Annotated in this window: 21 protein-coding genes; 12 read left to right on the top strand and 9 right to left on the bottom strand. The window is 70.1% G+C overall.

Features of this window, described 5'->3' with window-relative positions:
* Positions 1-45 precede the first annotated feature (45 nt).
* The 5 genes from WMF46_RS29205 to WMF46_RS29185 form a co-directional block, all read right to left on the bottom strand.
* Complete coding sequence (locus tag WMF46_RS29205; protein ID WP_437980209.1) at positions 46-1,032, bottom strand: HTTM domain-containing protein; 987 nt, start codon at positions 1,030-1,032, stop codon at positions 46-48.
* A 4-nt stretch (positions 1,033-1,036) separates the two neighbouring features.
* Complete coding sequence (locus tag WMF46_RS29200) at positions 1,037-1,825, bottom strand: DUF5819 family protein (RefSeq protein ID WP_437980208.1); 789 nt, start codon at positions 1,823-1,825, stop codon at positions 1,037-1,039.
* 235 nt (positions 1,826-2,060) lie between these two features.
* Positions 2,061-2,459 carry a hypothetical protein gene (locus WMF46_RS29195; RefSeq protein ID WP_437980207.1) on the bottom strand — a complete coding sequence of 133 codons (399 nt, stop codon included), beginning with the start codon at positions 2,457-2,459 and terminating at the stop codon, positions 2,061-2,063.
* A 1,030-nt stretch (positions 2,460-3,489) separates the two neighbouring features.
* Positions 3,490-3,969, bottom strand: a complete 480-nt coding sequence (locus WMF46_RS29190) for a YbhB/YbcL family Raf kinase inhibitor-like protein (RefSeq protein WP_437980206.1) — start codon at positions 3,967-3,969, stop codon at positions 3,490-3,492.
* Positions 3,927-4,160, bottom strand: coding sequence for an erythromycin esterase family protein (locus WMF46_RS29185; RefSeq protein ID WP_437980205.1), 234 nt, complete (start codon positions 4,158-4,160; stop codon positions 3,927-3,929). The genes WMF46_RS29190 and WMF46_RS29185 overlap by 43 nt, the downstream gene beginning before the upstream one ends.
* 1,171 nt (positions 4,161-5,331) lie before the next feature.
* Here WMF46_RS29185 and WMF46_RS29180 point away from each other — a divergent pair.
* Positions 5,332-6,447, top strand: coding sequence for a glucuronyl esterase domain-containing protein (locus WMF46_RS29180; protein ID WP_437980204.1), 1,116 nt, complete (start codon positions 5,332-5,334; stop codon positions 6,445-6,447).
* A gap of 98 nt (positions 6,448-6,545) precedes the next feature.
* On the opposite strand, the gene WMF46_RS29175 is transcribed toward WMF46_RS29180, so the two are convergent.
* Positions 6,546-6,800, bottom strand: coding sequence for a hypothetical protein (locus WMF46_RS29175; protein WP_437980203.1), 255 nt, complete (start codon positions 6,798-6,800; stop codon positions 6,546-6,548).
* 246 nt (positions 6,801-7,046) lie between these two features.
* Here WMF46_RS29175 and WMF46_RS29170 point away from each other — a divergent pair, with 246 nt between their 5' ends.
* From WMF46_RS29170 to WMF46_RS29150, 5 genes are all read left to right on the top strand, one after another.
* The gene (locus WMF46_RS29170; protein ID WP_437980202.1) at positions 7,047-8,129 is read left to right on the top strand and encodes an FG-GAP repeat domain-containing protein; all 1,083 of its coding nucleotides are present in this window, start codon (positions 7,047-7,049) and stop codon (positions 8,127-8,129) included.
* 282 nt (positions 8,130-8,411) lie between these two features.
* Positions 8,412-9,233, top strand: coding sequence for a hypothetical protein (locus WMF46_RS29165; protein ID WP_437980201.1), 822 nt, complete (start codon positions 8,412-8,414; stop codon positions 9,231-9,233).
* Positions 9,234-9,459: 226 nt separating this feature from the next.
* The gene (locus WMF46_RS29160; RefSeq protein ID WP_437987948.1) at positions 9,460-10,617 is read left to right on the top strand and encodes a sensor histidine kinase; all 1,158 of its coding nucleotides are present in this window, start codon (positions 9,460-9,462) and stop codon (positions 10,615-10,617) included.
* Positions 10,614-11,270, top strand: coding sequence for a response regulator (locus WMF46_RS29155; RefSeq protein ID WP_437980200.1), 657 nt, complete (start codon positions 10,614-10,616; stop codon positions 11,268-11,270). The genes WMF46_RS29160 and WMF46_RS29155 overlap by 4 nt, the downstream gene beginning before the upstream one ends.
* A 130-nt stretch (positions 11,271-11,400) precedes the next feature.
* Positions 11,401-12,132 carry a DUF2306 domain-containing protein gene (locus WMF46_RS29150; protein ID WP_437980199.1) on the top strand — a complete coding sequence of 244 codons (732 nt, stop codon included), beginning with the start codon at positions 11,401-11,403 and terminating at the stop codon, positions 12,130-12,132.
* Here the strand turns inward: WMF46_RS29150 and xylA are convergent.
* Positions 12,113-13,444, bottom strand: a complete 1,332-nt coding sequence (gene xylA, locus WMF46_RS29145) for a xylose isomerase (protein WP_437980198.1) — start codon at positions 13,442-13,444, stop codon at positions 12,113-12,115. The two genes, WMF46_RS29150 and xylA, sit on opposite strands and share 20 nt — an antisense overlap.
* Positions 13,445-14,623: 1,179 nt before the next feature.
* Here xylA and WMF46_RS29140 point away from each other — a divergent pair.
* Both WMF46_RS29140 and WMF46_RS29135 read left to right on the top strand, forming a co-directional pair.
* On the top strand, positions 14,624-16,015 hold the full coding sequence (locus WMF46_RS29140; RefSeq protein ID WP_437980197.1) for a hypothetical protein: 1,392 nt from the start codon (positions 14,624-14,626) through the stop codon (positions 16,013-16,015).
* Positions 16,016-16,191: 176 nt separating this feature from the next.
* Positions 16,192-18,624: a substrate-binding domain-containing protein gene (locus WMF46_RS29135; RefSeq protein ID WP_437980196.1), complete on the top strand. Its 2,433-nt coding sequence runs from the start codon at positions 16,192-16,194 to the stop codon at positions 18,622-18,624.
* Between the two features lie 39 nt (positions 18,625-18,663).
* Here the strand turns inward: WMF46_RS29135 and WMF46_RS29130 are convergent, their stop codons facing one another.
* Complete coding sequence (locus tag WMF46_RS29130; protein WP_437542307.1) at positions 18,664-19,107, bottom strand: DoxX family protein; 444 nt, start codon at positions 19,105-19,107, stop codon at positions 18,664-18,666.
* 172 nt (positions 19,108-19,279) lie between these two features.
* Here WMF46_RS29130 and WMF46_RS29125 point away from each other — a divergent pair, with 172 nt between their 5' ends.
* Together WMF46_RS29125 and WMF46_RS29120 are read left to right on the top strand one after the other, a co-directional pair.
* Complete coding sequence (locus WMF46_RS29125; RefSeq protein WP_437980195.1) at positions 19,280-20,215, top strand: LysR family transcriptional regulator; 936 nt, start codon at positions 19,280-19,282, stop codon at positions 20,213-20,215.
* Between the two features lie 70 nt (positions 20,216-20,285).
* Positions 20,286-20,696 (top strand): hypothetical protein, encoded by a 411-nt coding sequence (locus WMF46_RS29120; protein WP_437980194.1) that lies wholly within the window; start codon positions 20,286-20,288, stop codon positions 20,694-20,696.
* 43 nt (positions 20,697-20,739) lie between these two features.
* Here the strand turns inward: WMF46_RS29120 and WMF46_RS29115 are convergent, their stop codons facing one another.
* A complete protein-coding gene (locus tag WMF46_RS29115) occupies positions 20,740-22,635 on the bottom strand; it encodes a vWA domain-containing protein (RefSeq protein ID WP_437980193.1) in 1,896 nt (631 codons plus the stop codon).
* Between the two features lie 320 nt (positions 22,636-22,955).
* Here WMF46_RS29115 and WMF46_RS29110 point away from each other — a divergent pair, with 320 nt between their 5' ends.
* Both WMF46_RS29110 and WMF46_RS29105 read left to right on the top strand, forming a co-directional pair.
* Entirely contained in the window at positions 22,956-24,146 is a 1,191-nt protein-coding gene (locus WMF46_RS29110; RefSeq protein WP_437980192.1) for a hypothetical protein, read from the top strand.
* An 83-nt stretch (positions 24,147-24,229) separates the two neighbouring features.
* Positions 24,230-25,927, top strand: coding sequence for a DUF1592 domain-containing protein (locus WMF46_RS29105; RefSeq protein WP_437980191.1), 1,698 nt, complete (start codon positions 24,230-24,232; stop codon positions 25,925-25,927).
* Positions 25,928-26,004 lie beyond the last annotated feature (77 nt).

The raw sequence follows: 26,004 nt of genomic DNA, 5'->3' as shown, positions 1-26,004 counted from the left end.
AGGCCGGGAGAGATCGGGCGGGCGCTCGAGCGCGCCCGCTCCACGTTACTTCGTCTGGATCCGGCGCGCGGGCAGGAGGCGCCGGAGCGACGGCGCCTCGAAGGACACGAGCCGCCTGGCGAACGCGCCGATCGCCCGGTACTCCGCGTCCGCGATGAGCGCCAGCTCGACGCTGATCATGAATACCGCGAACGTGCCGAGCCCCATCATGACGGCGATCCCGGCGTGGAACAGGAACGCCGCGGCGAGCGAGAGCCTGCGTGTGTGCCGGTTCAGGGCGAACAGGAACGGGAAGCTGAGCTGGAACCCGACCGTCGCGTAGGTCAGCGCCGTCACCACCGCCACGCTGCGGGAGAGGGTGTCGCTGTGGCCGGGCCACGTGAACTCGCCGACGCGGGTGATGTAATAAAGGGCCGTCCCGTTCTGCCACAGCTCCCCCTGCACCTTGTAGAGCCCCGCGACCCCGTAGACCAGGCACACCTGGACGGCGCAGGCGAGGATCGCCGCGTTGTGGAGCATCCCCTTGATCCGCTGGAGCTCCCCGCCGCGCTCCCGCTGCGCGCGGAGCCGGTCGGCGTCGAGCGAGAAGTACGCGCCGAGCTCGGCGAAGATGCCGTACAGCAGCGCGAGCCGGACGAGGTTGTCACCGCCGTCGAGCAAGACGGGGTTCCGCTGATGCAACGACCAGAGCCCGATATACGTGAGCAGCGACATGAGCCGCGTGCGGAAGCCGATCACCCACAGCGCCGCGAACAGCACGGCGAGGTGGAAGACGACCTCGAAGTAGAGCGGCGACCTGCTGAGCAGGTAGATCGAGAACGCGCCGGTGCGGTGGGCCTCCTCGAGCGACCGCGCGAATGGCCACACCCCCTCGGGGCCGTAGAGGTAATGGCGCTGGAAGTAGTTGGCCAGGTAGAGGTGGAGGATGGTCAGCCCGGCGACGATCCGGAAGAGGCTGGCCCCGATCAGGCAGCGCTCGCGGCTCGCGAGCTCCACGATGCGGTGCCAGCGTGCGTTCAGCTTGCTCAGCATGGCGTCACCTCTCCTCCGCGCCCGCCGCCCGGAGGGCCACGGGCGCCTGGTGTCTGTCCTCGGTCGTCGCGTCCAGCGGCGCCACAGGTCGATACGGAGCCCAGTCGAAATCATAGTACGTCAATTCACCCTTCGAGTCGGGCAGGTCGCGCCGGGAGAAGCGCGGGAATTTCAGCACCGCCAGGCGCGACCGCACCGCGGCGGTGCGGCCCGCGCCGTACAGGCTGTCACAGTGCGCGGAGCCGGCCCGCTCCAGGACGCTCTTGCCGAGCTGAACGCCGGCGTCCTGCTCCTTCTTCACCTGGTCCCTGAGCGTGTCGACCACCTGAGCATCGGGCGCCTCGGCGCCGCCTGCGCCCGCCTGCGCGCGCGTGCGCTGCTGATCGAGCTTCTTCGCCATCTGCAGCGACGTCGGATCGACGGTGTAGATCATGCGCGCCGCGCCCGTCACCGATCGTCCGAGGCGCGTCGCGGGGCCGAGCCGGTTCTCCAGGTGGGATTCCCAGTAGGGGGTCGTGATATCGGTCCACCCGGTCTCGGTCGTGCTCCCGTCCGGCTCGTGCAGGCGGCAGGCGACCATCACGAGGCGCGTGTCGGTGATGGGATCGGGGGCGAAGAGGTGCCAGTTCTGCTCGAAGAACGGGTTCATGTACCCGCTGATGAGCCGCGCGAAGCGGAGCTGGAGCGGGTTCTGCGGCGTCAGGTAGGCCAGCGTCATCGCGAAATGAAAGCAGAGCGCCGCGGCGAGCAGCGCGGGCGCGGACGTCGAGAGCACACGGAGTAAACGGCGCATGGTTTCGTCCATCCCGGTTTCGGGGTCGTCGGAGAGAAGGCCGCGCGCGGCTGGAGCGCCGCGCGCGGCCCGTGGAGGCTCCGGCCCCAGCGGGCCGGCCGGGGCGGCTTGTGGCCGCCGGGGTGCGGAGCGGGGCGGAGCCCCGAGGAAACCAGCCAGGTCTGCCCGCGCGAGGCCGCGGCGGAGCGGCGCAGAGGTCCGGCCATCGCTGGCCGGACCTCTGGCGGGCGGGACGCTAGTTGTCGAAGAGGATGTCTGCTTGACCGGACGCCGGCGCGTCGTTCAGCGCGATCCTCCTCCAGCCTCCGTGGCCGCCGCGGCCGTGGAAGCCCCCTGCGTTGGCCGTCGCGACACCGACGTTGCCGTACCCGCCGGCCTGGGCGACCGACGACTGGGCGACAGACCCCGAGGTCCCGATCGCGATGCCCGCGATGCCGATGTTCGTCGAGGTGGCCACGTTGGCCCCAGGGTACCCGCTGTAGTACGCCACCTTCTCGGGGATCCCTGCGCTCGCGCTGGCGTTGAGGACTGAGCGACCCTTCAGGCCCGACGTGGCGGGCGTCGCCGCCTGCGCCATCGCCACACCGACGAACAACGACAACCCAGCGACCGCGGTGATGATCTTTCGTGTCATGTTCTTCCTCTTTCGTTCGATCTCGTGATGGTTGATGGTCAGAGAGGCCAGACATGCCAGCTGCGTTTGACGACCGAGCGGAGCCCCTGCGTTCGAGCAGCTCCACAGGACTCGGAGCATCAAGCCAGCTCGCGGGTCATCTGCCCCTGTGTGCTGCCTGACCAAAGAGCACTCGTCGTGCCAGCCGCGTCCTCCGCTGGCCCAGCGCGCGCCGCGCCCTCTCGCCGCGCCAACGTGAGGCCGCGGCCGCTCGGCGGCGCGCTCCTCCCGCGGCCGGCTTGCGTGTTCGAGCAAACCATCGCGCGCAACCCTTTGCTCGGATTGTCGCGTTCGAAACGACGATCTCGACGCGCGTGGCGATGATGCGGCAGGACAGGCGAGCTCAACCCGCGCCGCGGGGCTGGCTGCGCCGCCCGAACATCGCGGACACACGCGGGGCAGCGCTCCCGTACCTGCCGCGGCCCCGCGAGCTCGGCCGCCGGCCGCGCCATTCGGCACGCCGCGTGCCTCGGCCCCTGCCCATCAATGATGCCCAGTCATGGAAGCATCGCTGACCAGGAGGAGTGAAAATGCGCGGTACGCTGTTATCGGTGTTCGTGTTGTCGATGCTGCCCGCTTCCACGGCGCTCTGGAGGAGCGCGGCCGCGGAGGCGGTGGACGGCAGAGCGGGGGCGTTGGTCGAGGCCAATGAGCCTGATCCTTCGCTGGCCGGCGACGCTGAGGTCGCGGCGGGCGACGAGGGGGACTCGGTCGCCTCGTGCGTCGCCACCTGCCCGAAGGGCGATAAAGTCGTCACGTGCCCTGATGGAGTGTGTCAGTGCCACTGTGACGATGACGGTCGCCCGGTCTGTAAATGCGGATGAGCGCGCGCCGAAGGCGCGTTCATGGCGAGGTGTAGATTCGTGATACGGGCTCATCCGCCAGGCAGGCGAGCGTGGCGTACGGAGGTACGCCGCGGCGGGTCGAACGACGCGGATGAGCCCGCAGCGCGCGAAGGCGAAGGCGAGCCGGGGCCGGCGGCGCTCGGCTCCTACGGGCCGCCCCTCTTCTGGTACGTCCCGACGAGCTCGACACGCGCGAGCACGTGTCCTTCCATCTCCTTCTCGAGCTCCACCTTCGTGAGCCCGCCTCGCGGGGGCAGCACCGTGTCGAGCGCATACAGCTTGAAGAAATAACGGTGCTTGCCGATCGGCGGGCACGGGCCGCCGTAACCGGCGCGCTTCCAGTCGTTCCTTCCCTCGAGCGTGCCCGTCGGCAGATCGGCCTTGCGCGCGCCCTCGGGCAGCCCGCCGGCGTCGGGCGGGATGTTGTAGAGCACCCAGTGGACCCACGTCGTCTTGGGGGCGCGTGGATCGGGCGCGTCCGGGTCGTCGACGATGAGCGCAAGGCTCCTCGTGCCGCCGGGGATACCCGACCAGGAGAGCGCGGGCGGCGCGTCCTTCCCCTCGCAGGTGTGCACGATCGGGATCACGTCGCCATGGTGGAAATCAGGAGATTGTAACGAGAGCATCGGTTCACCTCGCCAAGCGCGCTTTGCGCTGCGCGCGCCATGCAGCCGGCGTCACGCGCCGGAGGGTTGTGCCTGCGCAGCCACTCGACAAGGTCGGCGACCTCCTCGTTGGCCCACATCCAGGTCGGCCAGCGATCGAAGGCGGGCGTCGCGCGCGTCCCCGGCTCGATGAGGCGTCGCGGTCGAGCCATGATGGGATCCTCCTGGGGCGCGGCGGCGGAACGGCAAGCTCGCGCGGGGTAAGGGCGGGTGTGCAGGCCGCCTGGCGGCGGAAGAAGGGCCGCCCGGCGCCGCCGAGCCCGTGCCTCCGCGGGCACCTCGCCGCCGGAGTCCGGTTCGTCCTTCGAGGACGAGCAGACGACCTGACTCTGCGTCAACGCGACGCGACGAAAAAAGTCTCGCTGACGAGTGTCGCCTCCTCGGATGTCCCGCAGGTGCGACCGTTCGCTAGGTGTTCCCGGAGACGATCCGGATCACATCGACTACAAGCCTGTCGAATATTTGCATCCTGACCAGACGCTGCCCGCTTCGGTCGTACGATTCCCAGAGATAAGCGTGATCGAATTGCCCTCCGCTGGGAATGGGCATCTGGTGATGTCGTCCCGGCCAGCGTTCTCCAGACCTCTCCCCCCAACGGCCCTCCTCCCCCTGTTCGTCGGGTGCGGCTCCAGCGACAGCTCCGAGACCACCGGCGCCGAGGCTCTTCTCTCCGGACCCGGCTGGACCGGAGGCGTCGCCCGGGAAGAAATCTCATAGCTCAGTTTACGGGTCCTCGGCTTGACGGCGGACGATTCGCATCGCGCCCTAAAACTTCTCGTTCACGTGCCATTGGCATAGTCACAGCGCAAATTCGCATACGTCACGAAAGCAGCGTCACCAAAGCGAAATACGCACCAACTTCCCTATCGTCTGCTATAGATACGGCGGTTTGCCCGCGTGTCACGTACTACGTGTCAAGGGCCGCGTGTCGCATTCCGCCACTGCACTCGAAACATGGAGGCCTTCATGTCTGTCCGTTCTCGTGCCTCGCGCAAAATAACCGCTCTCGCGATCCCCGTCCTCGCCCTCTTGAACTTCCCTGGCTGCGCTACAGAAGTAGGAACCGGCGGTGCCGGGGGAGACGCTTCGGGCTCGGGCGGCGGGACACCGAGCGGGAGCGGGGGAGTCACCTCGGGTGCAGGCCCCGCGACCAGCGGCGCTTCCACGAGCAGCGGAGGCGCCGGTACGGGCGGCGGTACTGCGACGAGCGGAGCTGGCACGGGCGGCTCCCCGACTGGCGGGGCTAGCACGACCAGCGGGACTGGCGACGCAAGCGCGACCACCGGGACTGGCGGCGGCCAGTTCACGTGTGTCCTGCCCACGTTGCCTGAGCCGAGCGGTCTGACCGAGGTAAACGAGAAGCTCCCGGATCCGTTCACGTTCTTCAACGGAACGAAGGTCACTACCAAGGAGCAGTGGGAGTGCCGCCGCAAGGAAATCCTGGCCATGGCGGCCAAGTACCTCTACGGTCCGGTCCCCGGCGAGCCGGATGAGGTGACCGGAACCGTATCCGGAGGTAACGTTTCAATCACCGCCAAGGTGGGTGGAAAATCAGAGAGCTTCTCGGCGAGCATCAGCGGATCCGGCAGCGTGATCGCCCTCAAGCTGTCGGGTGGGATCTTCCCGTCAGGCCATAAAACGCTGTCGTTTGGAAGCGGCTTTCAAGACAAGATAAAGAATCTTTTCGGCCTGTCCGAGGTCAATACCAACATCGCCAACGGATGGATGATCGACCGGGTGATGGACGTCCTGGAGAAGAACCCGGGCGGCGGACACGATCCCACGAAGGTGATGGTGTCGGGGTGCTCCGGGTGTGGAAAAGGCGCTTACCTGGCGGGTGTCTTCAGTCGTGCGCCGGTGGTCGTCATCGTGGAGTCGGGCGGCGGTGGTGTAGCCAACTTGCGCCAGGCAGAGTGGTTCAGGCACGGTGACGGTGGTTCTGTCTGGCAGTGCCGGGATGCCAAGCCTCAGAGCATCGACAACCTCGAGGACAACGGTATCTGCGGACCCTGGGTGACCGGCGCGGCCCGCTGGCTCCGAAGCGACCCCTCGAAGGTGTACAACCTCCCCTTCGATACGCACATGCTCCTGGCGACCATCGCTCCACGGCACCTGGTGCACTTCACGAATGCCAATGGCAAGGACTCGTGGTGCCACCTGGGCGGGACCTGCGAAGCGCTCTCCGCATGGGCGGCGAAGCCGGTGTGGAAGGCGCTCGGCGTCCCGGAGCGCATGGGTTTTACGATGTACAGCGCGAACCACTGCGGCGCCTCGGGCACTCAGACCGCCCTTGCAGGCGAGATGTTCAAGCGAGCGTTCGAAGGCAATGCCAGCGCAAACACGGACGTCATGAACATCCTGGACAATGGCGTTCAGCAGCCGGTCAGCGAATGGAAGACCATGTGGGTTGACTGGGATATGGATACAGTGCTGCAGTAGTGATGCGCTTGGGGGGCATGAGCGCCATTCTGGCCTCGCCCCCCATTCGGCGTGATCCCCGGGCGGCGGTCATTCGCCGTCCGCGCCCAGGATCGCGCTCACGCCGTACACCAGCCCTCGAGCTCGTCCCGGGAGTTGCGCTCGTTCTCCGGAACGGGCTCCTCCCACTCGACGGTATCCCCGCTCGCGATGAGGGCGCCGGTGTTCGAGGCAAAATTTTGCCCGGAGACCTTGTAGTCCCCTGGCCGCACGGCGATGGTCTCGATCTCGGTGATCTCCTGACCCTGGAGCTTGAGGCGAAGGGCGAGCGGGATGTCCATGCTGCCGTCCGGCACCATCTCCCACGTCGGCACGTCAAGGCGGTCTTGCTCGCAGCGGCTGCGCGCATCTCTTCGAAGGTTCGAGTGCTCCTTCGAGATAGAGAAAAATGTCGTCACAACGTGCCCGTCGCACGCTGGCCCGGGCTTGCTCGCAGCCGCTGGACTGGCGCTTGCCGCTCCACGGGCGCGCGTGCTCGGCGCGCCCAGGAGGCCGGACGCTGGACAGGAAATGCCCGGTCCGCATCTGTGCCCGCGCCTGAGGCGCAAGAGAGGGCGCGTATGAGACGGTCTGCGGCTACAGGGGCGGCGCTGCGCGTGGTCGCCGCGATTCACACCATGGCCGCCTGTTCTCCGGGCGTGGACCTGCGCGAGGAACGTCGGGCGGACGAGCCCGCGGCGTCACCGCTGGGGGTCGCGACACCGAGGCTGGGCCGCTCCCGGTGGGAGGCAGTCCGCCTGAACGACTTCGATGCCGACGGCATGGGGGACATCCTCTGGAGCAGCAAGGAGCAGAACCGGATCGCGATCTGGCGGATGGAGGGGAACCGGCTCCTGTCGCCGGGGCCGCTCATCAGGGGACCCCTCGGGCAGGGGTGGGAGGTAGCCAATGCGGGCGACTTCAACCGCGACGGCATGGCGGACGTTGTCTGGCTCAACGCAGACCAGAACCTGATGACGATATGGCTGATGAACGGAAGCCAGCTGCTCGCGCCGGGGCCGGTGCTCCCAGGGCCGCCCGGCGAGGGATGGACGGTCACCTCGGCGACCGATTTCAACATCGATGGGATGTCGGATCTGCTCTGGAACAACGAGCGACAGAACCTGATGACGGTCTGGCTGATGGATGGAGGCCAGCTGCTGGCGCCGGGGGCGGTGTTCCCGGGGCCGCCCGGCGAGGGCTGGACGGCGCCCACCGCGCAGGACGTGAACGCCGACAACATGGGGGACGTGTTCTGGAACAACATCCAGAAGAACCTGATGGCGATCTGGCTGATGGACGGAGCCGAGCTGCTCGCGCCGGGGCCGGTGATCCCGGGGCCGCTCGGCCGCGGCTTCCAGATCGTCACGTCGTCGGACTTCAACTACGACGGCATGGGGGACGTGCTCTGGAACAGCCCCGACCAGGGCCTGATGGCCGTGTGGCTGATGGCCGGACCCCAGCTGCTGTCGCCGGGACCGGTGATCCCGGGGCCGCTCGGCCGCGGCTGGGAGTTGCGCCCAGGCACCGACGTGAACTACGACAGCATGGCGGACGTGCTCTGGTACGCCGTCGGAACGAACCAGGCGGCGGTCTGGCTGATGGACGGCACGCAGCTGCTCGCTCCCGGGCCGGTGATCCTGGGGCCTTACGACGGCGGGTGACGCGGCGCCGTCGCGCGCCCAGGCACGCGACGTCTCGCGCGGTCAATGGCGCCGCTCGTTCTGGACGCGCGACGGCGGCATTTCGGCGCGGACGGAGGTAATAGAGGTCGTTGAAGGTCGCCGTCGCCTCGAGCGCCGTTGTGGGCTTGACGCTCCGGGAACGTTTCGATTTCCTCCTCTCTCATGAACAGTGTGAATTCAGCTGCCGGAACTGCCGGAGAAGGCGCAAGAATCCGACGGTCGGCTCGATCGTGGCTCGACCGGCTGACGTGGATGACCGCGGTGTCGTTGCTCATCGCGTGCGGTTCGGGCGATGGGAACAGCGCCGGCACGGGCGACACGGGTACGGGGGGCTCGGGCGGCGCAACGAGCAGGACCTCTCACGGTGCGTCGGGAGGTTCGGGCGGAGGCAGCGACGGCGGCGGGGCGGGGGAGGGCGGCTCGGGCGGAGACACGGATCCTGGCGCGACGTCGGGCGCCTCTGCTGGGGGCGCAGGGGGGGCCGGAGAGGGGGGGGCCGGAGAGGGCGGCGCAGGAGAGTGCGAGAGCGGCCCGGAGGCGCTCGAAGGCAGCGTTTATCAAGGCGATCTGCTCATCGCGTCGGACGCGGACGCCCTCGCGGCGCGCGCTTACTCCACGATCAACGGCACGATCTCGGTCAGCCCCGACTTCGCCGGGACGCTCGACTTGCCCAGCTTGCTCGAAGTGGGCGGTATCCGCGCCGAGGGCAGTGCCTCGAGCGGGGAGCTGGTCACGGCGCAGATCAAGGCGATCCGCATGCCGAACCTGGTGCGAGTTCGCGGCACGTTGTGGATCTATCTGGCGTTCGAGCTGCTGGAAGCCGACTTTCGCAAGCTCGAGGCCGTCGACGCGCGGCTCTGGATCCATCGAAACACGGAGCTCGCGACGCTGCGGCTCGGTGCCCTGCGCAGCGTGGGCGAGGACGTACAGATCACCGACAACTTCAAGGTCCCGGCATGCGCCCTCGAGAGGATCGAAGCCAACCTGAGCGCGGCCGGCACCACCAGCATGAACATCTCCGGAGGCCTCCAGGAGACCGGCTGTGAATGCAGGCTCGTCTGCGGACAGGGGCTCTGCTTGTAACGAGCGCCGGTCCGTGGCCGAGTCGAGGACGTGAGCCGCCGGACAGGGGTGGTCTCCCTGCCCGCAGCTTCGGGGCGTCGATCGGCGCGGCGCGGCGGACCGTCGCGAGAGCGCCCCCATCGAGACCTCGTGCGCGGCGTCCATCCGGTCTATGCTGCGACCAGCACGCCAGGTCGTCGTGCTGGTTCGCTCGAACGATGGGTATGGAGTCAACCCGGCCCTTCTCATGAGGCAGGTGCGCGAGTTCTTTCGATCCGTGGGGTCCGAGCCACGAGCGCCGCACCCCCCTCGACGCGTCCGGATGGATTGGGTGCTCCTGGCCGTGTTCGCCGCGCTCGGGTCGATCGAGGTCGCGATCCGGCGCGACCTGCCGTGGCGGATCGCTTCGCTGGTCCTTTGCATCGGGCTCTTGCCGACGCTGCTCTGGCGGAGGACCAGGCCGCTGCAGATGGTCGTGATCGCGTTCGGCCTCCTCATCGCGATACAGCTCGCCGTGATGGCGACCGGCAGCGCGTCGCCGGGGCTCTACGCGATGGTCTACATGGTGCTGCTGCCCTATTCGTTGTTCCGGTGGGGTACGGGGCGTGAAGCGATGATCGGGCTGCCGATCATGGTGACCTCGGCGGCCGTCGACATGATCCGCTCTCATGCCAGGACCGGCGATGTCATCGGGGGCTACGCCGTCCTGCTCTCGACGATGGCGCTCGGCGCGGCGGTGCGCTACCGGGATCGCGTGCGCCTGCGAGAGCTCGATGAAGCCAAGCTGGCCGAGCGAGAGCGGATCGCCCGCGACCTGCACGACACCGTGGCCCACCATGTGTCGGCGATCGCGATCCGCGCGCAGGCTGGCCTGGTCGCCGCGTCGGCTCGCCCCGAGGCCCCCGTCGACGCGCTCCGCGTGATCGCGGACGAGGCGTCTCGCGCCCTCGGCGAGATGCGCACGATGGTCCGGCTCCTGCGTCGAGGCGAGTCGGCCGAGCTCGCGCCGAGCCCGCGGGTCGCCGACCTCGGACAGCTCGCGGGCGCATCCGCCACAGGGGCTCCTGTCGAGGTGAAGTTGACCGGGAGCTTCGATGACCTGCCATCGTCGGTCTCCGCCGCGATCTTTCGCCTCGCGCAGGAGGCGATCACCAACGCTCGCCGGCACGCTCGCCACGCGACCCGGATCGACGTGGAGGTCACGGCCGACGACACGTCCGTACGTCTGCGGGTCACCGACGACGGCCAGGGGGCCCACGCCGGCCATTCCACGTCGGCGGGATACGGGTTGGTCGGCATGATCGAACGAGCGACGTTGCTCGGCGGTACGTGCCACGCGGGCCCGGGCCCACGGCGCGGCTGGACGGTGACGGCCGTGCTGCCTCGGAAAGGACAGTCCAGTTGAGCATTCGCGTCCTCGTCGCCGACGATCAGGAGATCGTCCGCACCGGGCTCAGCATCCTCCTCGACGCCCAGCCTGACATCGAGGTCGTGGGCGTCGCCGGTGACGGACACAAGGCCGTCGAGCTGGCGCTCGCCCTCCGTCCCGACGTGTGCCTGTTCGACATCCGCATGCCCGGGATCGACGGCATCGAAGCTACCCGACGGCTCGCCGGCCCGACCGTCGACCGTCCCCTGGCGGTCGTGGTGATCACCACCTTCGATCACGACGACTACGTGGTTGGCGCGCTCAAGGCCGGCGCCCGCGGCTTCTTGCTGAAAGACGCCGGTCCCGAGCTGCTCGCGCAGGCCATCCGCGCCGCCGCGAGCGGCGACGCCTTGATCGCGCCGCGTGTCACCGCCCGCCTGCTCTCCTCGTTCGCCGCCTCTCGGCCCCAGCTGCCACGAGCACAGCCCGGGGAGGCCCTCACCGCCCGCGAGGAGGAGGTCCTCCTCATCGTGGCCCGCGGTCGAACCAACGCCGAGATCGCCGACGAGCTCCACATCAGCCTGAGCACCGTCAAGGCGCACATCGCCAGCCTCATGACCAAGCTCGGCGCGCGCAACCGGGTCGAGATCGCCATCTGGGCCTACGAGACCGGCCGCGTCCGCGACTGACCGGTCAGCCTGGGGCCAGGTGGCGGTGCACCTGGCCGAAAGTACGATCGCCGCATCGGGCAATCGGCCGACCCGGATCCGCCATTTGCGCCAATTGCGACGCAACCAGGGCCGTCCCTAGCTTGGGGGCATGACGAACGAGAGCACCACGACCCCCTCGGCGAAGCGAGACTGGCTCGTACACGCGCTCCTGCTCGGCCTCAGCGCGGTCCCCGTGGTGGCCGGCGCCTTCCGCCTGGCCGAGCTGAGCGTCGGCGCCAAGGTCACCCCGGACAACGTCCGCTTCTTCGCTGCGCCCGTGCCCATCGTGCTGCACATTCTCAGCGTCAGCGTGTTCTCGGTCCTGGGCGCGTTCCAGTTCTCCCCGGGCTTTCGCCGCCGGAGGCCTCGCTGGCATCGCGCTGCGGGGTGGGCCGTGGCCCCGTCAGGGCTCGTCGCTGCCGCTTCGGGTCTGTGGATGCAGGCGTCTTACGAGCTCCCCGAGGGGGACGGCGACGCCCTCGCCGTTCTCCGGGTGCTGTTCGGCTCTGCCATGTTCATGTCGCTCGTGCTCGGCCTTGTCGCCATCTCGCGGCGCGACTTCGTCCGTCACGGCGCCTTCATGCTGCGCGGCTACGCGATCGGCCTGGGCGCGGGGACTCAGGTGCTGACCCACATGCCGTGGGTGCTGCTCTTCGGCGCGCCGGGCGAGGGCGTCAGAGCGGTCCTGATGGGCGCTGGCTGGGTGATCAACGTCGCTGTCGCGGAGTGGATCATCCGCAGGAGAGCGACATCGTCTCGGAAAGAAAAACAGCCGGGCGCGCAGCTGCGTCGCCCGGCTGTCGTTCCCTCGATCGCTCGGCTTATCGGATCCAGCGATTGACGATGTTTTCGTACAGCTCTTGCTGACCGCTCGTGAGCTTGACCTCACCGCCAGCGTTGCCGATCTCGGCCAGCTGCTCCAGCGTCAGCTTGCCCTGCTCGAAATCGGCGCCCTTGCCGCCGTCGAAGGACGCATAACGCGCCTTGCGCATCCCCTCGAGCGGCGACTTGCGGATCAGGTCATCGGCGATGAGGAGCGAGCGGGCGAACACGTCCATGCCGCCGATGTGCCCGTGGAAGGTGTCGATGAGATCGCTCGAGTTGCGGCGGCGCTTGGCGTCGAAGTTGACGCCGCCGCCCTGGAACCCACCGCTGCGGAGCAGGATGAGCATCATCTCGACCGTCTCGTTGATGTTGTAGGGGAACTGATCGGTGTCCCACGCGTTCTGGTAGTCGCCGCGGTTGGCGTCGATGCTGCCGAGCATGCCGTTGTCCGCGGCCACCTGCATCTCGTGGTCCATGGTGTGGCCGGCGAGCGTCGCGTGGTTCGTCTCGAGGTTGAGCTTGAAGTCCTTGTCCAGGCCGTGCTCACGCAGGAACCCGATCACGGTCTCGGCGTCGAAGTCGTACTGGTGCTTCGAGGGCTCCATGGGCTTGGGCTCGATGAAGAAGACGCCCTTGAAGCCGCGCGAGCGCGCGTAGTCGCGCGCCATGGTCAGGAAGCGAGCGAAGTGCGCCTTCTCGCGCTTCATGTCCGTGTTCAGCAGGCTCATGTACCCTTCGCGGCCGCCCCAGAACACGTAGTTCTCACCGTTCAACGCGATGGTCGCGTCGAGGGCGTCCTTGAGCTGGGCGCCGGCGTAGGCCAGCACGGAGAAATCCGGGTTCGTGGAGGCGCCGTTCATGTAACGCGGGTTGGAGAACAGGTTCGCCGTGCCCCACAGCAGCTTGACGCCCGACTGCGCCTGCTTCTGCTTGGCGTACTCGACGATGCTCTGGAGGCGACGCGACGTCTCGGCGCGGTTCTCGCCCTCCTCCACGAGGTCGATGTCGTGGAAACAGTAGTGCGTCGCGCCCAGCTTGGTGATGAACTCGAAGTTCGCGTCCATCTTCATGTGCGCGCGGGCCAGCGCGTCCTTGCCCTCGTCCCAGGGGAAGTTGATCGTCCCCGGACCGAACGGATCGTGCCCACGCCCGCAGAACGTGTGCCAGTAACACACCGCAAACTTGAAGTGATCCTTCATGGCCTTGCCGGCGACGACGCGGTTGGCGTCATACCACTTGAAGGCCAGGGGGTTGTCGGACTCAGGCCCCTCGTAGGGGATCTTGCCAACACCCGGGAAGTACTCTCTGTCTCCAGTGACAACGGTCATAAACGGATCTCCAGCTCGTGGTTTGCGTGTGCCTTAGTTCAGAGGGCGCTTTCGACAACGGCGTCCGCGGGGGTTGCCCCGGGGCTCTGGTCTCCGGGCCAGGGTGGAGGCAGCATCTCCACGCCCGCGCTGGGCTTCCAGGCATGTTGCGTTTGTTGTGGCTCCGGCGCTCCTCAAGTCAGGTGAACCACCGGCGCGCATCAATTGCGCGCGTGGCGGAATCGGCGGGCTAGCAATAACATGGTGCCGGGTCGGAGGCTAGGGTGGGCCTCCGGCGCCTCGCGCCGCTGACTCTGGCTAGCTGTGCCGCGTCAACCTCCCCCGCACGGACGAGCCGCGAGATCTTACCCAGGTTGCCTGGCGCTGCCCTCGCCGGATCCGCCAAGGCGCTCGTGCTGCCGCCCCCTGCGACGCCGGCCGTGTTGAGCGAGCCGGTCCACGGCGGCGGTGTCTTACAGCGACATGGCATTTAAGCGCCCGGCGGCGGAACTTCGACGTGGGTGGCGCCCGAGAGGGGCCAAGCTCTGCGCGTCCGTGGCTCCGCGAGGCAAGGACTCACCCGCGTCGTTCGCCGCCAGCCGCGCTCGCGCGGACGCTTCGCTCACCTACCAGGCCAGCGTGTGCATGTCAACGCTCGGAAGGGCCCGCGTGACGGGGGGCGGCCGGTGGTCTGGAGCGGGCGAGACTGCGGCCATCGCGGCGGATCGCGAGCGACGGTTCGGCACCGCAAGCTCGTTGCCCAGGGGCGCCTCGAGGGCGCTGGAGGCCTTGCCGAGCCGCGGGGCCCCCTCACCGGGGGCCTGCGGGAGGAACCTGGGACTCCTCGCGCGGCGGTGGGTGAGGGGATGTCCGCCCTCGATGGCTGTTCTGGTCCAGGGTGCTGGCGTGGTGTCCTGGCCGGCGAGATCTCCGCACAGCTCGCTGAGCGCCAGGGCGCCTTCCTCACGCGCCGAGCGGAGATTCTGCCCCATGAGAGGCCGGCTCGCGCGGTAGCGTGACGAGATGTCGAGACGAACCATGCGAGTCATCTGGTCTTTGGTTCTTATCACCTTGCCCCCGGGCTGCGCTGGCGAGTCGGGCGGTGAGGTGTCGAGTAGCGGCGGAGGCGCATCGAGCGCTAGCGGGGGAGGAGCGTCGAGCGGGAGCGGGGGAGGGGTGTCGAGCGCGAGCGGGGGAGGGATGTCGAGCGGGAGCGGGGGAGGAGCGTCGAGCGCGAGCGGCGGCGGGGCGTCGAGCGCGAGCGGCGGAGGGGCGTCGAGCGGGAGCGGGGGAGGGGCGTCGAGCGCGAGCGGCGGCGGGGCGGGCGGGGATCCGGGCCCAGGCGCGTGCGGCGTCACCCGGGATCGCATTCGCATCACCCAGGTCGACGTCGGGGGCCGCGTGATCAACAACGAGGATGAGGCCGCGCTGAAGCCGCTCGTCATCTCGCCGATACCGTCCGGCGGGTCGCGCCTGGCATGGATGAGCGACGACGGACAGGTCCACGTCCTCCAGCTCGACGCCGATGACAAGGCCGTGGGGCGCTCGTTCGGCTTGCCGGCGAACGACTTCGCCGACCTCCACGCCGACGACGACGGCGGCGTGCTGCTGCTCACCCGCGATGCCGAGGGCGGCGGGACGCTGAATTGCGGCACGCCCTCGAACCTGTGCGGTACGCCGCCGTCCCCTCCGATCGCGTGTCACGACATGTACATGGTCCGCTTCGACGGGGAGCGCGCGACCTGGGCGACGAAGCTCACGAGCTCGAGCGCCGCGCTGCCGCCCTACTCGACAGGCCCCGCCGGGCCCGAGGTGTACATGATCTGGTGGTACGCGCATCACGGCCGCATCGCCTTCGACGGCTCGCGCTATGCGGGCTATTTCGGCGCCGCGATCAGCGTCTCGCAAGGCGGGTGCATCAACATCCACCAGGGCGATCGCATGAAGGTCGTCGACGCGAACGGCGCGCTGCAGAGAGACGGCTTCGACTGGGGCTGCAGCCACAGCGGTTACGAGCGCATCCTCTGGGACGACAGCGCCAGGGAGTTCGTGACGGTGTGCAAGACCGACAACAACAACCGCATCGCGTTCGCGCCGAATTACAAGACGATCTATCCGGTCGATCTCGCCTACTCGAACCTTGGAAACCTCGTCACGGCGGCCGGCGGCGGCTACTGGCTGACGGCGAGCAATATCCGCTCGGGCCAGCCGGCGGGCGCGAACGGGCTCGCGGAGGTCCGGCTGCTCCACTTCACCGACGGCGCCGCGGACAAGGACCTCACGATCGCCAGCGACGCGGGCATGAACCACCGCGCTCCGCACCTGGCCGCCTACGGCCGCTCCCGCATGCTCGCGGCCTGGGAGACAACGACGAGGGCCGGCGAACTCGCCCGCAACGACGCGGCGCGCGCGCTGTCCGTACAGACACGCGATCGCGCCACCGGCGAGGCCGAGGGCGAGCCGCTCGAGGTCGACGTGCTCGGCAATCGTTACCAGGACTTCGTCGCGTTTCCCGACGGGAGCGTGGCCTTCGCCGCGCCCGGCACCTCGAACACCACGATCAAGGTGCTGCGCATCCTGCCCTGCGAGTAGCGCGCGCCGCGCTGTCGACTCGTCCCCTCCCCGGCGACCTCGACCGTCGACGGGGGGCCGCGAGCCGGCCCACACACCTGGGGAGATGGGCAAATCGACCTTGACAGAACTGTGGTTCATCGCGCCTTCTGGGCCCTCGCGTCGCGCGTCGTGACGGCGGATCGAGCGGGACCCGTATGCGCCATGGAGTGGATCTCTTCGCGACATTGCAGCAGATCGTGCGACGGGCCGTGGCGATCGCGCCGCGGGCGCCGCGCGGCAGCCTGCTCCTCTGCGAAGGGAACCGCCTCGTCTACAGGGCGCTCGAAGGGTTCGACGCGTTCGCTCGGCAGGGGGTGAACCTCCCGACCGACGCGGGCCTCGCCACCGAGAGCGGCCCGCGTGCCCCGCGCGCGGCGCCCGAGGCGGCGAGCGGGATGTGCGTTGTCAGTGCACATGCGTGGTATGAGGCGCACCTGCCTCTCGCGATCGCGGCAGAGGGCGCGGTGCCCGGCGGCGCGGGGGTGCTTGTCGCGCCCGTCGTCGTCCGGGGAGCGCCGGCGGGCTATCTCGCGCTGGAGCAGGCGACCCTCGAGCCTCCGCAGGGCGAGCGCCGCGCGATGCTCGAGGTGCTCCTGGACGCCGCCGGGGGCGCGCTGGAGCGGCACAGGCTCTATGACGAGAAGGCGAGGTTGGCGCAGGAGATTCGCCTGCTCGAGCAGGTGCTGAACGCGGTGGGCACCACGGTGGAGCCGGACCACCTGCTGGACACGCTCGCCCACGGCATCAAGAGCGTGCAGATCGACCAGCAATGGGCCTCGGTGGAGCTGTGGCTCGTCGAGGACGCCGGCGGCGGAGACGGCGCCGTGGCCGCTCCGGGCGAGCTGGACGCCCGCGTGTTCCGGGCCGGGCGGTCGGCCCCCATGACGTACTTTCACACCCTGCGCGACGGCGCGGTCGACGCCGCGCGGGGCCTCGGCATCTCCGTGGATTTCCGCCTCGGGCCCCCCGGCGGCCCGGGGGGCCAGCGCGAGATCCTCGAGGACGGCATCCGGCGGGGTGTGGACGGCATCATCATCGCTCCGGGCGCCCCCGAGGAGGCGGAGGAGGGGTTCCGGCGCGCGGCGGAGGCGGGGATCCCGGTGATCGTCGTCGACACGCCGCCGGTGCCGGGCAGCCGGGCCCCGCTTTATATCGGCACGGACAACGTGGCGGCGGGCAGGCTGGCGGGCGAGATGATGCGGCGGCTGCTGCCGAGCGGCGGGGTCGTGGCGTCGCAGCGGCCCACGAAGGACGCGATCAACACGCGCGAGCGCATCGCGGGGTTTTGCGCGGCGATGGAAGGGGCCGAGTTCACCGTGCTGCCCCCGCACGAGGACAGCGACCACGACCTGGAGCTCGGGACGGAGCTCGCGCGGGCGGCGCTCCAGCGGCGGCCGGACATCGCCGGCGCCTTCGGGGTGGCGGCCGGCGGCGGGCCGGCATGGGGCCGCGCCGCGAGGGAGATCGGCAGGGGCGGAGAGCTCAAGATCGTCGCGTTCGATCTGTTCTCCGCGACGGTCGCGCTGCTCCGCCGGGGCGCGATCCACGCGACGATCGTGCAGCGCGAGTACGACATGGGGTATCGCGCCGCGGAGATCGTCCACCGGATGATCACCCAGGGCGTCGAGCCGACGCTCGCGGAGCTGCCGGCCTCGCGCATCATCCATACCGGCGTCGATTGCGTCACCCTCGAGCACACGCCGTGGTCCACGACGCTCAGCGATCACCTCGCGCTCGACGCGGCCCACCGCGTGGCGAGCCGGCGCGTCGAGGGCAACGCCGCAGGCCGGCCGATCGATGTGCTGCTGATCGGCGTGGCGGCGCGCAGGGAGCCCGTCGTCGAGGAGCGCGTGTCCTTCTCGCCGCGCTCGCTGGTCGGCCGGGTGCTCGACGCAGGCCGCCCGCTCGTGATCGATCCGGCCGGGCACCGCGGGCGCGAGGACGCCTCGCTCCTCCGCGGGCACGCCGGCGCGCGGACGCTCGTCGGGGTGCCGCTGCGGGCGCGGGGCAGCGTGGTCGGCGTCCTCGTCCTGAGCAGCGAGCGCGAGGGCGCCTGCGGGAGCGACGACGTGCCGTTCCTCGAGCGCGTGGCCGGCACCGCGGCCGTGGCCATCGAGAACGCCCGGCTGTTCAGCCGGATCTCCGAGCGGACCACCGAGCTGGAGCAAGCCAACGAGCTCCAGGAGTCGATGCTCCGGACGATCCATGAGCTGTCGAGCCCCGTTGTGCCGATCGCCGATGGAATCCTGGTCATGCCCGTGGTGGGCACGATGGATGCCCAGCGCTCGAGCCGCTTCATCTCGTCGCTGCTGAAGGAGATCCACGAGCACGACGCGCAGGTGGTGCTGATCGACGTGACGGGGATGGCGGTGGTCGACGCCACGGCGGCGAACCAGCTCGTCCGGGCGGCGCAGGCGGCGGCGCTGCTCGGCGCGGAGGCGGTGCTCGTCGGCGTGACGGCGGGGGCGGCGCAGATGATGGTCGCCCAGGGCCTGGACGTCGGCGCGATGGTCACGCACGTCGACCTGGCGCGCGGCTTCCGGTACGCCCTGGCGAAGACCGGCGGCCGCATCCTGTATCGGCGCTGACGGCGACGGCCGCCGATCGGGGCAGCGCGAACGTGCGGCTCAAGCCGCGCTCTCGACAGGCCGGAGCTTGCTCTGCTCCGCGCCGGCGCTCGCGTCGACGCGCGCGGCGAGCATCGGGCGGAACGCGGCGCGGTACGCGAAGGCGAGGTAGAGCTGGAGGGCGAGGACGAGCCCTGTGACCGGGTTCGCCGGCGCGAGGAACGTGTGGAAGGCGACGATGTTCACGACGACGGGCGCGAGGAGCGCGAGCGCGAGGGGCACGTAGCGGTTCGAGAGCAACAGCGCGCCTGCGACGACCTCGGTCCCCTTGATGAGCGGGAACATGTACCCCGTCGCCGCGAGCGCGCCCGCGAAGCTGGCCGCGGCCTCCGGGGCCGGGGGCTGCGGCAGGAACTGCAGGAAGCCGTTGAGCCCGAACACGAAGAACACGAGCCCTTGCAGGATGCGGGCGGCGGTGGGGGCGAAACGCTTGACGTTGTTCATGGTGAGCCTCGCTGAGGTGTGGCGGGCTCTCCCGGTCGGAGCGCCCGTGCCTTTCCTAATGCGCCCTCGCGGCGCCCGGTGCTATCGTGCAACGGCTCAACTCAACGTTGCGCTGGCGCAACCTGGCGAGAGCCCCCCGACCGGCGCCGTTTACCCCTCGTGAGGTCCTACCATGCCCAGCCCCCGCGCGGCAGCGCGAGCGCGCCCTGCCCGGGCGCCCCAGCTCGATGAGATCGCCGCGTTCGCCAGGGTGGCGGAGCTGGGCTCGTTCACCGCCGCGGCGGAGCAGCTCGGGGTCCCGAAGTCGACGGTGAGCCGCGCGGTGACGCGGCTCGAGGACGGCCTCAAGGTGCGTCTCCTCCAGCGGTCGCCGCGCGCCGTGGCGCTGACCGACGCCGGCCGTCGCTTCTTCGGCGACGTGGCGCCCCACATCGCCGGCCTCCGCGACGCGGCGCAGGCGCTGGACGCCTATCAAGGGCAGCCTCAGGGCACGATACGGCTGAGCGCTCCCCCGGATGGTGGGGAGTCTTTCCTCGGAGAGATGCTCGTCGAGTTCGGGGCGCGTTACCCGCTGCTGTCGGTCGAGATCGACATGTCCACTCGCCGGGTGGACCTCTTGCGCGAGGGCTTCGACGTGGCGATCCGGGCGACGCGCGAGCTCCCGGACTCCTCGCTCGTCGTGCGCAAGCTGCTCGACTCCCACGTGCAGCTCTTCGCCGCTCCAGCGTACCTCGCGCGCCGCGGCATGCCCCGCGCGTTCGAGGAGCTCGCCGACCACGAGCGGGTGGTGTTCCTCCCGAGCGCCCGGCGCGGCCAGCAGGCCGTCGACGGCGCCCGCGCGGTGCGCGACGCGATGGCGACCGGGCGCATCGCGACCGACGACTTCCAGCTCATCCGCTCGCTGCTCCGGGCGGGGGGCGGTATCGGGCCGCTCCCGCGCGTGCTCGCCGCGCCCGAGCTGGCGAGCGGGCGCCTCGTCCACGTGCTGCCGGAGTGGTCGCAGCGCGCCGGGACGGTGTACCTCGTCTATCCGAGCGCGCGGCACGTGCCGCGGAACGTGGTGGTGTTCCGCGACTTCGTCCTTTGCTGGGTGAAGCGGCTCACATGATTGGGCACCTCGCGCCGCGCGCTTCCGCTCGGCTCGTCAATGGATCCACGCTATAATGGGCGCGGCGTTCATGAGGGAGGTCCTGCGCAACGCGCACTTCGTCGTTGGCATCGATCACACGGCGAAGCTCGTGAGGATCACGCGGTCCGCGGAGCCATTCGATTCCATCGAGCAGATCGAGCAGAAGTGTCGGGAGGTCACCGCGGCGCTCGCCCCGGTGGATCGGACGGCGATGTCGCTGCTCCTCGACATCCGCGCGGCCCCGGGGCGAAACGATCCGAAGTTCGAAGAGGCGACGCTGCGGCTGCGGACGGCCTCGGTGCGCGGCTTCGAGCGCATTGCCGTCCTGGTGCAGACCCCTGCCGGGGCGCTGCAGGTCCGGCGCCATAACCGCGAGGACGGCGTCGACCGGCTGATCAGCGACGACGAGGGCGAGCTGCTCACCTACCTCGCCGAAGCGCTGCCGTCGCGCCGCCGCTGATCGCGGCCAGGGGGCGCCGCGCGCCCCGCCTCGGCGGGAGCGCTCAGGGGCTCGGTGCCTGGTTGTCGATCATCTTCTGGAGGGTCGCGGCGATCTCGAGGAGATCGGCGTCCGCGCCGGTCGTGTTCGCGGCGAGGACGGTCTCCCGGGCGGTCGAGAGCGCGCTCGCTCGCTCTCCGGCGTCGAGCTCGGCGAGCTGCTTGAGGGCCTCGGCATACGCGATGATCGCCGCCGCCTTCGTGAGGTTGCCGTCGTCGATCCCGAGCCCTCCGAGCGTGGTTTGCTGCACGGCCTCCCTGGCCTCGCCGGTCGTCGCGTCGCGCCAGGTGACGCGGACCCGATACGGGTCGCTCGCGCTCGGCAGCGACGGGTCGCACGGGCGGAGGATCTGATACAGCATCATCGAGTCGCTCGGGGCGAGGTGCTGCGTGCGCACCTTGGCCGGATCAGGCGAGTACTCCTCTCCATAGAACTTCTGGATGCCGAAGTACGGCGGGAGCGTCAGCTCGATCCTCACGTCGCGCGCGGCGACGAGGACCGTCTCGGCGAACCGGTCGACGAAGACGCGCCTCGCCTCGTCGGCGCTGTCGAGATAGACATACGCGCCCCGGCCGGCGTCGGTGACCACGTCCATGAGCGTGTCGTTCACGCCGTCGCCGACGCCGACGCCGACGAGGTAGATGCCCTCTCCGTCCGCGTCCTCGGCGTTCGCTCCGATGATCTGCTCCTCGGTCACCCCGGCGTTGGCCTGTCCATCGCTGATCAGCACGACGCGGTTGATGCCGCCCGCGGCCCTGTGCGCGTTGGCGAGCGCGTACCCCGCGGCGAGGCCGCTGTTCAGGTCGGTGCCTCCGTCGGCCTCGATCGCGCTCGCGACCGCGAGCAGGACGGGGTCGTCGGGGCCCGAGGCGACGTGGCCCTCGAGCACGGGGCTCTGCCCCGTATTCCACGTGACCGCGTTCACGACGTCGCCCTCGATGAGCGTCGACGCGATGGCCCGGACAGCCGCCCTCTCGAGCTCGATCGGCTCTCCCGACATCGATCCCGACGTGTCGAGCACGAGCGTGATCGTCATGGGCTCGCGCGCGGCGGGCGCCCGGCTCGACTGCACAGCGATCTGGAGCGCCAGATCGCCCGTGAGCACGCAGGATCCGAGCTGCGATACGATCGAGAGCTCTCCCGGATCGGCCGGGGCGAACGAGTACCGGTAGTAGTTGAGGAACTCGTGTGTGCGGATGACATAGGGGTCGATCAGCGGCGCGCCGCGCTCGATCTGGCGGCGGACGATGACCGGAGACGCCATCGAGTTGGAGTCGTCGGACGAGAGGTACAGCGTGAGCGGCGTGGAGAGGTTGACCCCCGCGCACGAGCCGCCGCTCGCCTGCGGCGCGAGCCGGGGCCCGGCGTCCCGCGAGCTGCCGGCCCCGCCGCCCGCCGTTGTGCTGCCGCCGCCGCCGGCCGAGCCGCCGCCGCCGCCGGCCGAGCCGCTGCCGCCGCCGGCCGAGCCGCTGCCGCCGCCGGCCGAGCCGCTGCCGCCGCCCTCGTCGCCGCACCCGCCGGTGCCGTCGCCGCCACCGCCGCCGGCCCCGCCTTCGGCGCATCCGCCCCCGGAGCCGCCGCTGCCGTCCCCGGAACCCCCGCTGCCCCCTTCGCCCACGGGCGGCTCACCCGGCGGCTCGGTGTTGGGGTCCGCGGAGCCGCCGCTCGAGCTCGATCCCACGCCCGCGCTCGCGCCCGTGCCCGTGCCTGCGCCCACGCCCGCCACCGGGTCGCGGCCGGAGCCGTCCCCCTCGCGGGTCGCGCCGCCGCCGCAGATCGCCGCCGGCGCCTCGCCTAGCTGGAGCGGCTCGTGCGGCGGCGCGTCGCTCGACGAGGAGCAGGCGATCGACAACGAGGCAGGGATGATGAGAGCGAGCGCTGTACGCTGAAACTGTGCCATGAACACCTCCACGGGCCGTGCGCTCTCGCACGGGCGGTGCCAGGGAAATCATCAATCATTCCGCCGATAGATGCCTCGTTTGCGCCACGGTGTTCGGCTCATGTTGGCCTGAATCGATTCGAGGTGTGCCAATGTGCGATGGGACGCGTCCGCGGCGCGCCGGCGATGGGGATGCGCCGAGCGCCCTCGCGGCTCTGGGCCATGCGGAGGGGCCAAATAGCCTGGGATCGAGCCCGAGAAGCGCACGGCGATGACCACAATGCCGCCGCGGACGATGGCTCGGTGTACCCTCCCGCGCCGTGCGTGCGTTCGAGAGTGCCATGCTCCACCCGCGCTGGCTCGCAGCTGTCGTCGTGCTCGCCGGCGCCCTGACCGGGGGGGACGCCTGGGCGGAGGTCCAGCGCCTGCGCATCGCGTACGAGGCGCACGACGGCTGTCCCGACGCCGCGGCGTTCCTGCGCGAGGTGACCGCGCGTACGGACCTCGCCCGCGCCGCCGCGGCGGACGAGGCGGCGCTCGACGTGCGCGTGCGCATCACCTCGAGCGCGGGCAGGAGCCGCGGCCGGATCACGCTCGGCAAAGGCGACGACGCGCGCGTCCGCGAGGTCGACGGCTCGACGTGCGGCGAGGTCGTCGCGGCCCTGGCGCTCATCACGGCCCTCCGGGTCGACCCCACCGCGTCTCTCGATCCGCAACCGCCGGCCGTCGGGCCGCGCTCGTCCGAGGCGCCGGAGGCTGGCGGGGCGCGGGATGCCGGGGGGGCGCCAGCGCCGGCCGTGGATCCCGTCGCGGCCCCGCCGCCCGCCGCGGATCCCGCCGCAGCGCCGGGCGCGGGGAGCTCGCCGCAGCTGCCCGCGCCGCCGCCCGCCGCCTCGCCCGCCCCACCGGCGCCGGCCGCGCGCCCCGCGACCGCGCCGATCCGCCCGCCGTCGCCGATCGCGGGGGCCTCGCACCCTCCGCGGCCGCGACGGCCGCCCGTGGAGCAGCGCCCGTGGACGCTCGGCGTCCAGGGGAGCGCGGCCTCCGGGGTCGCCCCCGAGGCGCTGCTCGGCGGGGGGCCCTTCGTCGAGCTGCGCCCCGATCTGGGCCTCGGCGCGGCGTTCCGCGTCGCCGCCGAGGTGGCCGCCACCGGCGCGGTCGACGCCGGGCCGGGCGGCGCTCGCTTCGTGCGCGGGATCGGCCGGGTGGACGCCTGCGCGGACCTCTTCCGCCCGGCACGCCGGCTCTCGCTCGGGCCCTGCGTGGGCGCGGAGGGCGGCTTCCTTCACGGCACCGGGCTGGTCGGCAAGGCGATCTCCGACGTGGACGAGGGCACCGTCCCCTGGGCCAGCCTCGGGCTCCTCGCGCGCGTGACCGCCTCGCTCGGGGCCCTCGTGCGGATCGACGCGCAAGGTGGACCGGAATTTCCGCTGGTGCGGCGATCGTTCATGTTCGAGCACCCCGCGCAGCTCATCCACGAGGTGCCCGCGGTCACGTGGACGCTCCGCGTCGGCGCCGGCCTCTCGCTCTGATCACCGGCCGCAGGGAGCGACGCGCGACGAAATTGTGATCCCGGGGGAGAGCCTCGGAGATTGCTACGGCGGGAGGCTTTGTCATGACACCTTTGAAAGCCGTACCTTCACTCGGCTTCTTCTCGGTGCTCTCGCTCATCGTCGCTGGGTGCGAGATCACGATCGTGGGTGACGACACCGGCGGTAGCGGTGGAGACGGCGGCGGCGGCGTTGGCCACGGCACCACGGTCAGCGTCGGGGAGGGCCCAGGCAGCGGCGGGGGGGATCCCTGTTTCCCCGGCGTCCCGGCGACGTCCCAGATCCCGCGCCTGCTCAACCGGGAGTACGACGCGGCGGTGCGGGATCTGCTCGGCGTGACGGCGCTGGCGAGCGCCGGCAACGGCCCGCCGTCGACCCTGCTCGCCCCCGACTTCGAGGGGGACATGACAGGTGTCGCATGGAACGCCTACCTGGCGGTCGCCGAGCAGATCGCCGCCGAGGTGATCGCCGGGCCGAACAGGCCCAGGTTCGTCAGCTGCGATCCGGCGGTGTCCGGGTGCTTCGAAGAGACGATCATCGACTTCGGTCGCAGGGCCTTCCGTCGTCCTCTGCTCGAAGAAGAGGTGCAGAGCTTCCTGCGGCTCACCGCGGTGGAGCCCCAGGGCACGCCCGACGAGATCGCCGAGGCCATCCTCTTCACCTTCCTCGCCTCGCCCTCGTTCATCCTGCGCCCCGAGCTGGCGGAGGAGCCGGAGGGAAGCGCCCTCAAGCTCTCCAGCTACGAAGTGGCGGCGAGGCTCTCGTTCCTGCTCTGGGACTCCGTTCCAGATGACATCCTGAACGCCGCGGCCGACGCTGGCCAGCTCGCCACCCGGGAGCAGATCCTGGCGCAGGCGCAGCGGATGATCCGGATCCGCGAGAAGACGGCGCCGGTCGTGGTCGCCTTCCATCGCGATTACGCGGAGATTCGTCCGATCTCGCACTGGCGAATCCACGATCACGACACGACCCTGTACCCCGACTATTCCCCGGACGCGGTCGCTCCCATGATGGCGGAGATCGACGCCCTCTTCGAGGAGGTGGCGTTCGAAGGGGGGTCCTTCGAGGACCTCTTCCTGAGCAACGTCGCTTTCGTCAACGAGGACACCGCGGCGCTCTATGGGCTCGATCCAGCGAATTTCGGCGCGGAGCTGACGCGGGTGGAGCTCGACCCGGCCGAGCGGCCTGGGTTCTTGACCCGCGTCGGGTTCTTGAGCTCCTACTCGTCCTACGCCGCCACGAGCCCGATCCTCCGGGGCGCGTTCATCTCGAGGCTGCTCGGGATCAGCCTGGTGCCCCCGCCTGTCGCGGAGCCGGTGCCCCCTCCGGGCGAATACACAACGCAACGCCAGCGCGTCGAGGCGCTGACCTCCCCGGCGGTGTGCGCCGGGTGCCACGTCCCTTACATCAATCCGCCGGGCTTCGTGCTCGAGAGGTACAACGCCGTCGGCCAGGTGCAGACCACCGATCCGCTCGGCGGTCCCATCGATGGAACCGCCGACGTCCACTTCGGCATGGACATCACCGAGACGATCGAGACACCGCTCGAGCTGATGAACGAGCTCGCCGTCGCCCGGGCGGCCAAGCACCACTATGCCGAGCGGTGGGTCACCTTCGCCACCGGGCGGCAGCCGAACTCGAACGACGTCTGCGACGTCGATGAGCTCGACGCCAAGCTGTCTGCCGACGGTTACACGATTCTCGACCTGCTCGCCGATCTTACCCAGACAGATTCGTTCCGTCTGCGCGTCCGCGGAAACTGACGAGGGAATACGCCAGGAACCAGGAAGAAGAGCCTGACCCGGCGCTCCTTCGAAGCGCGCCCGAGCAGGCCCCACGC

The organism is Sorangium sp. So ce117, from assembly GCF_051524395.1.
Taxonomy (GTDB): Bacteria; Myxococcota_A; Polyangia; order Polyangiales; family Polyangiaceae; genus Sorangium; species Sorangium cellulosum_B.
Note: the sequence above shows the minus strand (reverse complement) of the source record. Positions and strands in the feature narration are given on the sequence as shown.